Origin of the sequence: Bradyrhizobium nitroreducens (assembly GCF_002776695.1) — a bacterium.
Classification (GTDB): Bacteria; Pseudomonadota; Alphaproteobacteria; order Rhizobiales; family Xanthobacteraceae; genus Bradyrhizobium; species Bradyrhizobium nitroreducens.
Genome location: NZ_LFJC01000003.1, coordinates 4,512,896 through 4,526,911 on the forward strand (window position 1 = coordinate 4,512,896; position 14,016 = coordinate 4,526,911).

Here is a 14,016-nt window from a genome sequence, read left to right on the forward strand (position 1 = left end):
GGCCATCCCAGCGATGCGACAGAGCTCCGGTCGCCCCCGCGGCCGGAGCTTCTGCCGTGCGTCTAATCGTCGAAGCGACCGCCGCGTCCGGCTTTGATATCGCTGCGGCGCTTCTTGCCCTCCAGCCGGCGCTGCTTCGACCCGAAGGTCGGCTTCGTCGCGCGCCGCGGCGTCGGCCGGATCATCGCCTCGCTCAGGATGTCGACCAGCCGGTCGATGGCGTCCTGGCGGTTGCGCTCCTGGGTGCGGAAGCGCTGGGCGTGGATCACGATCACGCCATCCTTGGTCATGCGCTGGCCGGCGATGCGGGCGAGCCGGATTGCGGCATCCTCCGGCAGGGTCAGCTTGCGCGTGTCGAATCGCAGCTGCGCCGAGGTCGAGACCCTGTTGACGTTCTGCCCGCCCGGCCCGGAGGCGCGGACAAAGCCGATCTCGATGTCGTCCTCGTCGATGACGAGATCGCGGGATATCCGCAGCATGATGGCACCATATGTGATGTCCGGACATATCGCGGACGTCCGATTTCGGCAATGGTGCAGGGTGGAAACGCAAATGGCCGGGCTGAGCCCGGCCATTGCGGTAGACGTTGGGGGTGTCAGTTCGACTTCGTCGCCGGTGGCGCGGGCTGCGCCGCCGCTTGCGGGGCGCGGCCAACCACGACCGTCAGCAGGCCCTGGCCCCAGAGCCGCTTGGCGGCGGCCTTGGCGTCGTCCAGCGTCACGGCATCGACGATGGCATTGCGCCTCTCGATATAGTCGATCGGCAGCTTGTCCTGCTGGTACTGCAGAAGCGCCTGCGCCAGCTTCGAGGAGGTGTCGAGCGCCAGCATCTGCGAACCCTTGAGGTAGGACTTGGCCTCGTCGAGCTCCTTCTGCGTCGGGCCCTCCTCGGCGATGCGGCGCACTTCCTTGTCGATGGCGTCGATGGTGTCGCCGGCGCGGTCGGCGCGGGTGCCGGTATTGCCGATGAAGATCGCCGAATGCTCCATCCAGAGCAGCGCTTCATAGACCGAATAGGCAAGGCCGCGCTTTTCGCGGACCTCGCGATAGAGCCGCGAGGACAATCCGCCGCCGCCGAGAATGTGGTTGACGACATAGGCCGCCATGAAATTCGGGTCGCTGCGCTTCACGCCGGGGCCGCCGAAAGTGATCACGGTCTGCGGCACGTCGAGCGTCACGAAGGCACGCTGCGGCGGCTTTGCAGCGTCGACGTCGGGGACCGGCGTCAGATTGGCCTTGGCGGGCAGGCTGCCGAAGGTGTGGTCGAGCAGCTTGCCGAGGGTCGCCGGATCGACGTCGCCGACGACGGCGATCTTCAGCCCGTCCCTGGCGATCACCCGGCCGACATAATCCTTCAAGTCGGCGATCGTGATGCTCGGCACGCTGTCGAGGTTGCCGTTGGTCTGCCGGCCGTAAGGATGATCGCCGAAGGCGACCTCCAGGAATTTGCGGCTCGCCAGCGAGGTCGGATTGGTGGTCTCGCGGCGCAGGCCCGAGATCACCTGCGAACGGATGCGCTCGACATCGGCGGGGTCGAAATGCGGCGAGGTCAGTGCGCTTCTCAGCAGGTCGAAGGCCTCGTCCTTGTTGTCGCGCAGCATGCGCAGGCTGCCGCGGAAGGTGTCGCGGGAAGCGCTGAAGGACAGCTCGATGGCGCGGCGGTCAAGCCGCTCGTGGAAGGTCTTGGAATCGAGATCGCCGGAGCCTTCGTCGAGGAGGTCACCGACCAGATTGGCGACGCCCGACTTGTCCTTGGGATCCTGGGCCGAGCCGCCGGCAAAGGAATATTCCATGGCGATCAGCGGAACGGTCGCGTCCTGCACGAACCAGGCCTCGATGCCGCCGGGCGAGACCAGGCGCTGGATCTTTGCGGCGGCGAGCGAGGGCGAGATGGCGGCGAGGGAAAGCGCAGCGCCGGTGGCAAGCGAGAAGGCAACGCGTCGAAGGAAGGGATAGGTCACGAACGCTTCTCCTCGCGCTTGGCGGCACTGGTGTCCTTGATCAGATAGCCCGTCACCGAGCGTTTCTTCTCGAGCCATTTTTGAGCTGCGGCGCGGACCTGCTCGGCGGTGACCGCGCGGATGCGGTCGGGCCAGCTCCTGATGTCCTCGATCGACAGGCCCGTGGTCAGTGCGCCGCCATACCAGCGCGCCAGCACAGTCTGGTTGTCCTGGGCGTAGATCGCTTCTGCGATGAGCTGGGTCTTCACGCGCTCCAGATCCTCGGCGCGGATCGGGTTCTGCGCGACATTGGCGATGACGCCGTCGACCGCCTGCTCGACCTCTGCGAAGCTCACGCCGGGCTTCGGCGAAGCCGAGATCGCGAACTGGGTCGGATCGAGCGAGATGCTGGAATAGCTGGCGTTGGCGGAAACCGCGAGCGGCTTGTCGACGACGAGGGCGCGGTAGAGATAGGAATTGCTGCCGCTGCCCATCAGCTGCGCCAGCACGTCGAGGGCGGCGCTCTCACCGGCCGCAGCCGTGGTCGCCGAAGGCACGAGATAGTAGCGCCGCATGCTCGGCTGCTCGACGCGCGGATCTGCCAGGGTGACGGTGCGGGGGGCGGCGGGCTCCGGCTCCTGCGGGCGGACACGCCGGGCGGGAATCGCGGGCTGGGCCGGGATCGCGCCGAAATTGCGTTCGACCAGCGGGCGGATGTCGGCGGCCTCGACATCGCCGGCGATCACCAGGATCGCGTTGTTCGGCGCGTAGAAGCGGCGGTAGAAGGCGAGCGCGTCCTCGCGATCGAGCTTCTCGATCTCCTGATGCCAGCCGATCACCGGCCGGCCGTAGGGATGATTGAGATAGAGCGCGGCCATGATCTGCTCGTTCAGCCGCGCGTCCGGATTGTTGGCGACGCGCATGTTGTACTCTTCGAGCACGACGTCGCGCTCGGGCAGCACGTTCTCGTCCTTGAGAATGAGGCCGGTCATGCGGTCGGCCTCGAACTCCATCATGGTCGGCAGCTGCTCTTTCGGCACGCGCTGGTAGTAGTTGGTGTAGTCGACCGAGGTCGAGGCATTCTCGTTGCCGCCGACGCGGAGCACGGTCTGGGAGAATTCGCCGGCCGGGTGCTTCGAGGTGCCCTTGAACATCAGGTGTTCGAGGAAGTGGGCGAGGCCGGACTTGCCCGGCGTCTCGTCGGCCGAGCCGACCTTGTACCAGATCATCTCGGTGACCACGGGGGTGCGGTGATCCGGGATCACCACGACCTGCATGCCGTTGCTGAGCGTGAAGCTGGCGGGCGGCGCCGATGTGACCGTGGTCTGGGCAAGGGCCGCGCCGGCCGAGAAGAGGATGCTGGTCGAAAGCAGCGCGGCAAAGAGGCAGGCAGCCGATCGGTAAGAGGACATCATGATCCTTTTAAAAAGGGCCGAGGTCCGGATGTCCGGCTCGGAAGGCACGGCATGCTACACCGTGCGGCTGAGGCTTCGCGTCACGAAGCAGAGAACTCAACGCGGTGGCAAGTTACTGATATGCAATTTATCGAACGCGGCCGGCGATTTATCGAACGCGGCCGGCGTGCATGACACGCCGGCGCGGGTTCGCTTCCGAGGGACAGAAACGCTATTGTTCCTTGTCCTTGCCCGACATGATGTCGAAATAGGTCCGGCGAGTCTTGTCCGGGCCGGCGCCATAGGCGTAGTTCGGCGAGGGCGTCTGGTAGCCCGGGGGCGGCTCGACCAGCGACTGGCGCGGCGGCTCGCTGGTGAATTTCTTCTCTTCGGTGGCGTTGCCACCCTTCATCATGTTCCACAGACCGCCGGAGAAGCCGAGCTCGGCGGGGCTGAGCGACGGATTGCCGTTGGTGCCCGGCTGGATCGGGTCGTTGCTGGTCCGGGGTGCTGCGGCGACCTGGCCGGCCTTCATTTCGGCGGGAGTCAAAGGACGGGCGACCTGCCAGTTTTCGGTTTCCTTGGTCGCCTTCTTGCGCGCGGCGATGGCTTCCTTGCGGCGCTTTTCCTCGGGGTCCTTGGGCCAGTTGGGCACAGCCTTGGCTTCGGTCGCAGGCGGCGGCAGGTCGAGCTTGGGCGGCACGACCAGCGGCGAGCGCTCCCGGTATTCGATGCCTTTCTTCTCCATGCTCTTGGCGCCGATGCCGGACATCAGATTGTCGATGATCTTCTCTTCGAAGGTCATGCCGTCATCTTCATCGTCGTCGTCGCCAGCGCGGGCCGCGCCGGCCGACATGACGAGACCGATGCCGAGCGCGACAGCGGACAATCTCAACGCCCGCCAGAACCCCCACCGGGGGTCTCGACCGATCGAACCGCTGGTCTTCGAGCTGCGCATTACTGTACCTGTTCCATTTCGTGGCAGATTGCCGCTCAAACGCGGCCAATCCCTCGCAAAAAACGGGTTCCACCTGCCGGTTCGTATCGGCCGGGATCAGGGCGCTTTTGCGGCGGGTACCCCCAGGAAGGAATCATACAATAGCCCCGCCACCCCAGCAACGATGGCCACGTCCGCGAGGTTAAACACATACCAATTATAGGTATTTCCACCGATCTCGATGTGGAACAGGGCGAAATCGACCACTGCGCCGTAGGCCAGGCGGTCGATGCCGTTGCCGATGGCGCCGCCGATGATCAGGCCCAGCGCGACCGTAGCCAGCCGCGTGTGCGAGCGGGCCATCCAGATCGCCAGGGCGATCACGGCAACGGCCTTCACCGCCATCAGCGCGAGCTGCGCCGCCTGGCTGTCGTTCTGCAGCCAGCCGAAGCTGATGCCGATATTCCAGGCCAGCACCAGGTCGAAGAACGGCGTCACCTTCACCGCGCCGCGCCGGGCAAGGTCGAACCCGTTCAGCAGCCACAGCTTCGAGGCCTGGTCGGCCAGGACGGTGACCAATGCTGCGAGGATGCCGGCGCGGAGAGGGGGCATGCCGGGGATCAGACGCTCACGCCCAACGCCTTCCACTCACGCAGCGCCTGTGCGTCGCGCGGGGTGACGTCGGGGTACTCAGGATCATCGCCGACAAACTGCGAGATCTTCCAGGAGCGGGCGCATTTGGTGCCGACTGCCTTCTCGACGATCACCGCGACGCCGGGCACGGCATCGAGACGGAACGCCGACGCGGGCGCCTCACCCTCACGCACCTCGTAGTTCGAGGTGATGCAGATCTCGGCGAGGTCGGTGTCGAACAGCGTCATCAGCACATTCCGGTCGGCGACATAGATCACCGGCGATGCCTCAAGCGAAGAGCCGATGTTCTTGGCGGCGCGTTCGAGCTCGAGCGCGCCGGTGACGACGCGGCGGACGTTGCGGATCGTTTCCCATTTCGCGGCAAGCTTGTCGTCGCGGAATCTTTCGAGATCGGTCGGGAACAGCGTCAGATGCACTGACGGTTCTGCGTCGGGGCGATACATGCGCCAGGCTTCCTCAGCGGTGAAGCTGAGGATCGGCGCCAGCCATTTCAGGACCGAGGTGCACAACAGGTCGATCGTCGTCAGCGCCGCCTTGCGCGTCAGCGACGACGGCGGATCGCAGTACAGCGTGTCCTTGCGGATGTCGAAGTAGAACGCCGAAAGCTCGCTGTTGAGGAAGGCGGAGAGGGTCGCGACCACGGTCTTGTAGTCGAACTCCCGATAGGCCTTGTCGACGGCGGCGGCGCGTACGGCGAGCTCGTGCAGCATCAGCCGCTCGAGCTCGGGCATCTCGGCCGGCGCGACCGCGTCGGCCGGCTTGTAATGATGCAGCGTGCCGAGCATCCAGCGCACGGTGTTGCGCAGCTTGCGGTAGGTCTCGACCGTGTTCTTCAGGATCTCGGGGCCGATGCGCTGGTCGTCGGTGTAGTCGCAGGACGCGACCCAGAGCCGGAGGATGTCGGCGCCGGATTCCTTGATGACGGACTGCGGCTCGATGGTGTTGCCGAGCGACTTCGACATCTTGCGGCCGTCCTCGGCCTGGGTGAAGCCGTGGGTCAGCACGATGTCGTAGGGCGCGCGGCCGCGCGTGCCGCAGCTTTCCAGCAGCGAGGAGTGGAACCAGCCGCGATGCTGGTCCGAGCCTTCCAGATACATCACGGTGTCGGTGCCGCCGTCGACCTTGCGCTTGATGCCCGATAGCCCCGGGAAATGCGCGGGGTCTTCGAGCACGAATGCGTGCGTCGAGCCGGAATCGAACCAGACGTCGAGAATGTCGTCGACTTTCTGCCAATCCTCGCTCGCGCGGGCGCCGAGGAAGCGCTCGCGGGCGCCCGTCGCGTACCAGGCATCCGCGCCTTCCCGCTCGAAGGCTTCGCCGATGCGAGCGTTCACCGCCTCGTCCTGCAGGATCTCGGCGGAGCCGTCGCCCTTCTCGCGCACGAACACGGCGATCGGCACGCCCCAGGCGCGCTGGCGCGAGATCACCCAGTCGGGGCGCGCCTCGATCATGCCATTGATGCGGTTCTCGCCCGACGGCGGCACCCATTGCGTCACCGAGATCGCGTGCAGCGCGCGGGCGCGCAGCGTGTCGCCGCTCTTCGCCTTGCCGCTCACCGCAACATCCTTGTCCATCGCGATGAACCATTGTGGCGTGTTGCGGAAGATCACCGGCTTCTTGGAGCGCCAGGAATGCGGATATTGATGCTTGAGCCGGCCGCGCGCGAGCAGCATGCCTCTTTCGACGAGCGCCTTGATCACGGCCTCGTTGGCATCGCCCTTCTCGCCCTTGTCGTTGATGACGCGCTTGCCGGGAAAGCCGGGCGCATGATCGGTATAGGCGCCATTCTCGTCGACGGTATAGGGGATCGCCGTGCTGATGCCGCGCGCATCGAGGTCGCGCGCCTGCGCCATCCAGGCATCGAAGTCCTCGCGGCCATGGCCGGGCGCGGTGTGCACGAAGCCGGTGCCGGTGTCGTCGGTGACGTGGTCGCCGGGCAAGAGCGGCACGATGAAGTCGTAGCCGCCGGCAAGCCCCTTGAGCGGATGGGCGCATTCGATCGCGTCCATGGTGTCGCCCGGGATGTCGCGCACTTTCTCATAGGCCGTCACGCGCGCCTGCTTGAAGACCTCTTCGGCCAGCGCGTCGGCAAGGATCAGCAGATCGCCGGTCTTGGTCCAATTGTCGGCGGGCGCGCCCGTCACCTTGTACAGGCCATAGCCGATCTTCGGCGAGAACGAGATGGCGCGGTTGCCGGGCAGGGTCCAGGGCGTGGTGGTCCAGATCACGACGCTTGCGGCGGCGAGCGCGCCGTGCGCGGGCGAGGTGACCGGGAATTTCACCCACACCGTATCGGAGGTGTAGTCCTCGTACTCGACCTCGGCTTCGGCCAGCGCGGTCTTCTCGACCACGCTCCACATCACCGGCTTGGAGCCGCGGTAGAGCGTGCCGTTGGCGGCGAACTTCATCAGCTCGCGCGCGATCTGGGCTTCGGCCGGATAGCTCATGGTGGCGTAGGGATGATCCCAGTCGCCGATGACGCCGAGCCGCTTGAACTCCTCGCGTTGCACGCCAAGCCAATGCGTGGCGTAGGCGCGGCATTCCTTCCGGAAATCGATCATCGCGGTCGAGTCGCGGAAATCGGGCTTCTGCTTGCCCTTCTTGCGATAGTGCTCCTCCTCGACCTTCCACTCGATCGGCAGGCCGTGACAGTCCCAGCCGGGCACGTAGTTGGAATCGAAGCCGAGCATCTGCTGGCTCTTGGTGACGAGGTCCTTCAGGATCTTGTTCAGCGCCGTGCCGATATGGATGTTGCCGTTGGCGTAGGGCGGGCCGTCATGCAGCACGAATTTGGCCCGGCCCTTCGCAACTTGGCGGAGCTTCTCGTAGAGGCCGATCTCGTACCAGCGCTTGAGGATTTCCGGCTCGCGCTGCGGCAGGCCGGCGCGCATCGGGAATTCGGTCTGCGGCAGGAACAGGGTCTTGGAATAGTCTTTGGCGTCGGACTTTTGCGGCTTTTCGGACATGGGGCTGACTGGCTCGGAATGGCGCAGGAACGGATGGCGATGCGGAATCGCGGGGTGAAACGACAAAATCCCGGTCTTGCGCCGAGCCGTAAGCTCAGGCGGAAGCCGGGCCGCTAATCCCTATGATGCGCCGCGCAAACATGGGCTCTCCATAGCAGGGGGCCAGGGGAAGCGCAAAGGTTCGGGGTGGCCGGGTTCGGCCCTCAATCGACGATGCCGAGCCGCGGAAATGCGTCCGGGGCCGCGGCCAGGATGGCGCGGGCACGGGCGGAATCGTCGTCCATCTGCCGGATCAGGGCCTCTAGACCATCGAATTTCAGCTCCTCGCGGATGAAGCCGACGAAGGCGCAGTCCAGCTCCTGCCCGTAGAGATCGCCCTTGAAGTCGAACAGGAAGATTTCCAGGAGGGGTGCGCCATTATCAAAAGTCGGGCGGCGACCGAAGCTGGCTACCCCGTCGAGCCGCTCCGAGCCTCGGCCGACGCGTACCGCATAGATGCCGTGCTTCAGGCCGCAATTGGCGTCCAGGCGGATATTGGCGGTGGGATAGCCGAGGTCGCGGCCACGCTTCTCGCCGTGGATCACCTCGCCGGTGACGAACCAGGGCGCGCCCAGCATGGTGGTGGCCTCGTCCAGCTGGCCTTCGGCGAGGGCGACGCGGATGGCGCTGGAGGACACCGGCCGCTCGTCGATGTCGACATGCGGCTGCACGTCGACCTCGATGCCGAGCCGGGGCGCTTCATTGACCAGAAGACTGGGCGAGCCGACCCGCCCCTTGCCGAAATGGAAGTCGTAGCCGACCGCGATCCCGCTGACGCCGAGCCGTCCGATCAGCTCATGGTGAATGAAATCTTGCGCGCTGGTTCCGGCCCGGGCCTTGTCGAAGGTCATGACCACGGCGCCGGCAAGCCCGGTGCCGGCCAGAAGCCGCAATTTGGCCCGTTCGTCCGTCAGGCGGAATTGCGGGGTGTTGGGGCTGAAAAATCGCCGTGGATGGGGCTCGAAAGTCAGCGCCAGCGCAGGGCGGCCATGCGCCCGGCCCATTTCCAGGGCCGCGGCGATCACGGCGCGGTGGCCGAGATGAACCCCGTCGAAATTGCCCATGGCCACCACGGCGCCCCTTGGAATGGCGGAGGCCGGCGTGGTGTCGCGAATAACGTTAAAATGCGGGGCCATCAGGGGAATTCTCGAACCGGCGGGACCGGCCGGGACCGTGGCGCGACCCGCCCGATGAAGTCAAGCGGGAGGGGCAACCCGCATCGAACGCAATTTCAGTTCTTTCGGGGCGCCCCCAATTAACGCGCTGTTTAACGCCTTGGTGCTAGTCCTTGCATCTGGAACAGGCGGGCTCCGGCCCGGCGGGTCCGATCGTAATATTCCTGGGTATGCGTTGGGGGAGTCGAGATGGCGGTTGATTTGTCGATGCCGGTTCTGGTGGTGGATGACTACAGCACCATGATCCGTATCATCCGGAATCTGCTGAAGCAGCTTGGCTTCGAGAATATCGATGATGCCAGCGACGGTTCGGCAGCGCTGAACAAGATGCGCGGCAAGAAGTACGGGCTCGTGATCTCCGACTGGAACATGGAGCCGATGACGGGCTACGACCTGCTGCGCGAAGTGCGCGCGGATCCGAACCTCGCCACCACGCCCTTCATCATGATCACGGCGGAATCCAAGACCGAGAACGTGATCGCGGCCAAGAAGGCCGGCGTGAACAACTACATCGTCAAGCCGTTCAATGCGGCGACGCTGAAGACCAAGATCGAGGCGGTCTTCCCGGACATGGCGAGCGCGTAAAGGGCCGCTCTTCGCCGGACAACAATTTTCCGTTTGGAACGTCATGCCCGGGCTTGTCCCGGGCATTCGCGTTAGCCCCCGTCATTCCGGGGCGGTGCGTCAGCACCGAACCCGGAATCTCGAGATTCCGGGTTCGCGCTTCGCGCGCCCCGGAATGACAGAGGTTAAGCCCTCACCACTTCAATTCGCGCATCAGCGCTTTCGGCGGATGGCCGAACAATTCCATCACGGAAGCCGGATCAAGCTGGTCGAGGCCCTCGAACTCCTCGGCATGGATGCCGCGGGTCACGAACAGGCAGTCGATGCCGAATTCGCGCGCGCCGGTCAGGTCGGTGCGGACGGAATCGCCGATCGCCAGAACCTTTTTCCGGTCGATCTGGTGGCCCTGGCGCTCACCGGCGAGCGCCATGGCGCGCTCGTAGATCGGCCGGTGCGGCTTGCCGTAGAAGATCACCTCGCCGCCGAGCTCGCGATAGAGCTCCGCGATGGCGCCGGCGCAGTAGATCAGCCGGTCGCCGCGCTCCACCACGATGTCGGGGTTGGCGCAGACCAGCGTCAGCTTGCGCTCGCGCGCCTTCAGCATCATGCCGCGATAATCTTCCGCCGTCTCGGTCTCGTCGTCGTAGAGGCCGGTGCAGACGATGTAATCGGCTTCCTCGAGCGGGGCGGTCTTCGCATCGAGCCCGCGATAGATCGAATTGTCGCGCTCGGGTCCGAGCCAGAACATCTTGCGGCCGGGATGCTCGGCGACATAGAGCCGCGTCAGATCGCCCGAAGACACGATGGCGTCATAGGTCTCGTCGGCGACGCCGAGCTTGCGCAATTGCCGCTGCACGCTGTCGGCCGGCCGCGGCGCGTTGGTGATCAGGATCACCGTACCGCCACGGCTGCGATAGGTGTGCAGCGCCTCGCAGGCCTCGGGGAAGGATTCGAGGCCGTTGTGAACGACGCCCCAGATGTCGCTGAGCACGACATCCACACCGCCCACGAGCTCGCGCAGGCTTTCGGCGAAATGCAGCGTGGTCATGATAGGCGGCGCCGATCAGATGCGGCGCGCGAGCGCCGCGTTGCCGGTGATGCGTTGTGCCGGAGGAGCGGCTGATGTCGCGCCAGATGTCGTACCTTGGCTGGGGGAAGCGGAGCCATTGGATCCCTGAATGTCCTGCGCCTGGTTCGGCGAGGCCCCGCCGGTAGCAGATGCCCCCTCCGGCCGCAATGGCCGGGGCGGTGCGAACAGGAACCCCTGGCCGAACCGCACGTCATAGTCGAGCAGGTCCACGACCGCGCGCTCGCCTTCGATCCGTTCGGCGATCAGGTCGATGCCGAAGCGGCCGAGCAGGTCGGAAAGGTCGGAGGGATGAATGTCCGAGGCCGAGGCCTGCCTGGGGTCGAGCAGCAGCGCGGCCGGCACCTTGATGAAGCGCACGCCGCGGTCGGCCAGCTCGCGCGGCTCGATCCTGAGATCGGTGACATGGTCGATCGAGAAGCGGAAACCGCGCTGGGCGAGCGCGGCGAGATTCTCGGTCTCGGCCGGGCCGAGATTGCGGAACGTCGCCTGCTTGAACTCCAGCACCAGCGAGGGCGCCAGCGCGCGGTTGGCTTCGAGGAAGTCGAGGCATTGTGAGAAGGTGGTCGAATTGCCGAGCGTGGACGCCGCGACGTTGCAGAACACGCCGACATCCTTGTTGCGCACCATCAGGCGTCGCAGCACCTGCACACAGCGCAGCATCACCATGTTGTCGATGCGTCCGATCAGGCCGGAAGCTTCCGCGATGCTGATGAACTCCTCGGCGGCGATCAGCTGGTCGCGCTCGTCGCGCAGGCGCGTCACCGCCTCGTAGAACCGCACCTTGCGCTGCGGCAGCGTCACCATCGGCTGCAGGAAGATGTCGATGCGGTTCTCGTCGATGGCGTTGCGCAGCGTCGCCAGCAATTGTGTCTGGTTGCGTCCGGCGGCGGTCTGAACCGGGGCGGTCTGGGCTTGGACCGACGGCACGGGCCGCGGCTGCGCCACCGGCGGCGCGGCGGGAAGTGGGGGAGGGGCGACCGACTGCTCCTCGAACGGCGCAGCCAGATCGATTGGCGCTTCCGGCTCGGACCTGAGCTCCGATCTGGGTTCGGATCTGGCGACCTGGGCGGGAGCCGGCGCGGCGCCGGCCAGCAAGTCCTCATGGGCCGACACGGTGGTCGCGAGCTGCCTGACCAATCCGCCGAGTTCGTTGATCTCGCCGACCACGGACTGGATGCGGTCGGAGTTGGTCGAATTGGACGAGGCGATACGTCCCTCGATCGCAGCCAGGCGGCGGCCGAACTCGGCCACCTGGCGGGCGAGGTCGGCGGTGCCGCGCGACAGATCGGCAATCTGGCCGCCGACGTCGCTGCGGTCGCGCAGCCGCATCGACACGGCGTTGTAGAGGATCAGGAAGGTCAGCACGGTCAGCGCCACGATCGCGGATTCGGTCCCGCTGATGCCGGCGACGGCGTAGAGGACAAGCCCGAGCGAGGCCGCGACCAGAACCATGCAGATGGCGATGAAGATCGTCGAAATGCGAATCATGCCGCGCGTTACGCCTCAAGAGCTGACTGTCTTGCCCGGGAAAACACGGGTCGCCGTGCGATCCCGTCACGCCTCGTGCTCCCCCAAGCCGCATGACCTTAACATCATTGTTGATTCGAGGGGATAGCAGCCTGGTTGCGGCTCAAGTCAATCCAGCCCGGCGAAAGCCTTCGAGGTAGCGTTCGCGGTCGCGGGCAAGCTTGACCGGCATGAACTCGGCGAGCCAGGCGAGCGAGACGTTCGGCTGGGCACGGCGGAGCTCCTTCAGCGCCGCGTGGGCGAGTTCAGCCTGTCCGGCCATGCCGGCAGCCGCAGTCAGCACCCGATGCGCGCCGACGAAATCGCTCCGCTGGCGCAGGGCCTCCTGGGCGAGCCGGATCGCCTCCGCGTCATCGCCGCCGAGGAAGCGGGCATAAGCGGCGATACCGTAATAGACGGGGGCATAGGGATCGCGCGGGCTGAGGCGGATCGCCCGCCGCGCGGCCTCGTCGGCGTCCCGCCAGCGGCCGCAATAGCCGAGTGCCAATCCGTAATAGCCCTGTGCCAGGGCGAAATTCGGATTGAGCCGCAACGCGGTCTCGAATGCGGCCAGCGAATCCTCGAACCGGCGCGCAAACAGATTGACGTGGCCGAGCGCGTTGTGAGCCCAGGCATCCTCGTTGTCGGCGCGGATGGCAGCCCGCGCGGCACGTTCGGCGCTGGTGATCGCACTGTCCATCTCCATCCAGCCCATATGCGCCGTGAACATGTAGCTGGTGCCGAGCAGCCCGAGCGCCTTGCCGTAGTTGGGGTCGAGTGCGATGGCTTTCTCGAGCAGCGCCTGCGCCACCACATGATCCTGCCGTGTCACGCGCCAGTAATGCGACAGCGCGCGCATCACGAGATCCCAGGCATCCATGCTGTCCGGCGGCTTGCGCTGGGCGCGAAAGCTCTCCGCGGCATAGAGCTGCGGCTCGATCGCCGCGACGATCGCTTCGGTGATCTCGTCCTGCACGGCAAAGACATCGGCAAGCTCGCGATCGTAGCGTTCGGCCCAGAGATGACTGCCGGTGGCGACATCGTTGAGCTGTGCGGTGATGCGGACGCGGTCGCCGTCCTTGCGGACGCTGCCCTCGACGACATAGCGAACGCCGAGCTCTTCGGCGATCTGACGCAGATGAACCGTGCGCCCCTTGTAGATGAACGAGGAGTTGCGCGCGATGACGAAGAACCAGCGCAGCTTCGACAGCGCGGTGATGATGTCCTCGCTGATGCCGTCGGAGAAATAATCCTGCTCCGCTTCGCCGCTGATATTGACGAATGGCAGGACCGCGATGGCAGGCCGGCCAGGCAGCGGCAAGCCCGCCGGTGGCCGGCTTGTCGCCGCCTCGGAAAGCTCGGTGACCTCGCCGACAAACCGGACGCCCTTGCGCGCGATGGTCCGGATCAGCCGCTGCTCCCCGCCATTGTCGTCGACCGCGCGCCGCGCGGCGTTGATCCGGCTGGTGAGCGTCGATTCCGAGACGACGCGGCCGTTCCAGACTGCGTCGAGCAGATTGTCCCGCGTCACCACGCGTTCGCGGTTGCGAACGAGATGGAGCAGAAGATCGAACACCTGGGGCTCGAGCGCGATCAGCGTCCTCGCGCGCCGCAATTCGCGCCGCTCGGCATCGAGCACGAAATCCTCGAAATGAAACGCCACGCCAGCCTCGGTTCCGCTCGGAAATCAAGGTGCTCTCAGCGTAAAATAATGCCCCTCTCAAGGCCAGCGGACCGCATGCGCCCTATCGT

At 65.7% G+C, this 14,016-nt stretch carries 11 protein-coding genes; 1 reads left to right on the top strand and 10 read right to left on the bottom strand.

Going from position 1 to position 14,016, the window contains the following annotated elements:
• Nucleotides 1–62 precede the first annotated feature (62 nt).
• The 7 genes from arfB to TSA1_RS21775 all read right to left on the bottom strand — a co-directional run bounded on the left by arfB (nt 63) and on the right by TSA1_RS21775 (nt 9,065).
• Nucleotides 63–479 carry an alternative ribosome rescue aminoacyl-tRNA hydrolase ArfB gene (gene arfB, locus TSA1_RS21745; RefSeq protein ID WP_100178119.1) on the bottom strand — a complete coding sequence of 139 codons (417 nt, stop codon included), beginning with the start codon at nt 477–479 and terminating at the stop codon, nt 63–65.
• Between the two features lie 116 nt (nt 480–595).
• The gene (locus tag TSA1_RS21750) at nt 596–1,960 is read right to left on the bottom strand and encodes a M16 family metallopeptidase (protein ID WP_174719009.1); all 1,365 of its coding nucleotides are present in this window, start codon (nt 1,958–1,960) and stop codon (nt 596–598) included.
• Entirely contained in the window at nt 1,957–3,354 is a 1,398-nt protein-coding gene (locus tag TSA1_RS21755) for a M16 family metallopeptidase (RefSeq protein WP_430649770.1), read from the bottom strand. Before TSA1_RS21755 ends, TSA1_RS21750 begins: the two co-directional genes overlap by 4 nt.
• Nucleotides 3,355–3,565: 211 nt before the next feature.
• On the bottom strand, nt 3,566–4,291 hold the full coding sequence (locus TSA1_RS21760) for a hypothetical protein (protein ID WP_100178121.1): 726 nt from the start codon (nt 4,289–4,291) through the stop codon (nt 3,566–3,568).
• Between the two features lie 96 nt (nt 4,292–4,387).
• Entirely contained in the window at nt 4,388–4,882 is a 495-nt protein-coding gene (gene lspA, locus TSA1_RS21765; protein WP_100178122.1) for a signal peptidase II, read from the bottom strand.
• 8 nt (nt 4,883–4,890) lie between these two features.
• A complete protein-coding gene (ileS, locus tag TSA1_RS21770; RefSeq protein WP_100178123.1) occupies nt 4,891–7,890 on the bottom strand; it encodes an isoleucine--tRNA ligase in 3,000 nt (999 codons plus the stop codon).
• Between the two features lie 203 nt (nt 7,891–8,093).
• On the bottom strand, nt 8,094–9,065 hold the full coding sequence (locus tag TSA1_RS21775) for a bifunctional riboflavin kinase/FAD synthetase (RefSeq protein WP_100178124.1): 972 nt from the start codon (nt 9,063–9,065) through the stop codon (nt 8,094–8,096).
• Between the two features lie 228 nt (nt 9,066–9,293).
• On the opposite strand from TSA1_RS21775, the gene TSA1_RS21780 reads away from it, so the two are divergent.
• Entirely contained in the window at nt 9,294–9,689 is a 396-nt protein-coding gene (locus tag TSA1_RS21780) for a response regulator (protein WP_008567674.1), read from the top strand.
• Nucleotides 9,690–9,861: 172 nt separating this feature from the next.
• Here TSA1_RS21780 and TSA1_RS21785 read toward each other — a convergent pair whose 3' ends face one another.
• From TSA1_RS21785 to TSA1_RS21795, 3 genes are all read right to left on the bottom strand, one after another.
• A complete protein-coding gene (locus tag TSA1_RS21785; RefSeq protein ID WP_100178125.1) occupies nt 9,862–10,716 on the bottom strand; it encodes a TIGR01459 family HAD-type hydrolase in 855 nt (284 codons plus the stop codon).
• Between the two features lie 15 nt (nt 10,717–10,731).
• Nucleotides 10,732–12,246 (bottom strand): EAL domain-containing protein, encoded by a 1,515-nt coding sequence (locus TSA1_RS21790; RefSeq protein ID WP_100178126.1) that lies wholly within the window; start codon nt 12,244–12,246, stop codon nt 10,732–10,734.
• Between the two features lie 142 nt (nt 12,247–12,388).
• On the bottom strand, nt 12,389–13,927 hold the full coding sequence (locus tag TSA1_RS21795) for a winged helix-turn-helix domain-containing tetratricopeptide repeat protein (protein WP_174719010.1): 1,539 nt from the start codon (nt 13,925–13,927) through the stop codon (nt 12,389–12,391).
• Between the last annotated feature and the right edge of the window lie 89 nt (nt 13,928–14,016).

What these genes read in the sequence shown, in the direction of transcription:
- arfB (WP_100178119.1), bottom strand. Translation starts at nt 479, where the DNA reads ATGCTGCGGATATCCCGCGATCTCGTCATCGACGAGGACGACATCGAG.
- TSA1_RS21755 (WP_430649770.1), bottom strand. Translation starts at nt 3,354, where the DNA reads ATGATGTCCTCTTACCGATCGGCTGCCTGCCTCTTTGCCGCGCTGCTT.
- TSA1_RS21760 (WP_100178121.1), bottom strand. Translation starts at nt 4,291, where the DNA reads ATGCGCAGCTCGAAGACCAGCGGTTCGATCGGTCGAGACCCCCGGTGG.
- lspA (WP_100178122.1), bottom strand. Translation starts at nt 4,882, where the DNA reads ATGCCCCCTCTCCGCGCCGGCATCCTCGCAGCATTGGTCACCGTCCTG.
- ileS (WP_100178123.1), bottom strand. Translation starts at nt 7,890, where the DNA reads ATGTCCGAAAAGCCGCAAAAGTCCGACGCCAAAGACTATTCCAAGACC.
- TSA1_RS21775 (WP_100178124.1), bottom strand. Translation starts at nt 9,065, where the DNA reads ATGGCCCCGCATTTTAACGTTATTCGCGACACCACGCCGGCCTCCGCC.
- TSA1_RS21780 (WP_008567674.1), top strand. Translation starts at nt 9,294, where the DNA reads ATGGCGGTTGATTTGTCGATGCCGGTTCTGGTGGTGGATGACTACAGC.
- TSA1_RS21785 (WP_100178125.1), bottom strand. Translation starts at nt 10,716, where the DNA reads ATGACCACGCTGCATTTCGCCGAAAGCCTGCGCGAGCTCGTGGGCGGT.
- TSA1_RS21790 (WP_100178126.1), bottom strand. Translation starts at nt 12,246, where the DNA reads ATGATTCGCATTTCGACGATCTTCATCGCCATCTGCATGGTTCTGGTC.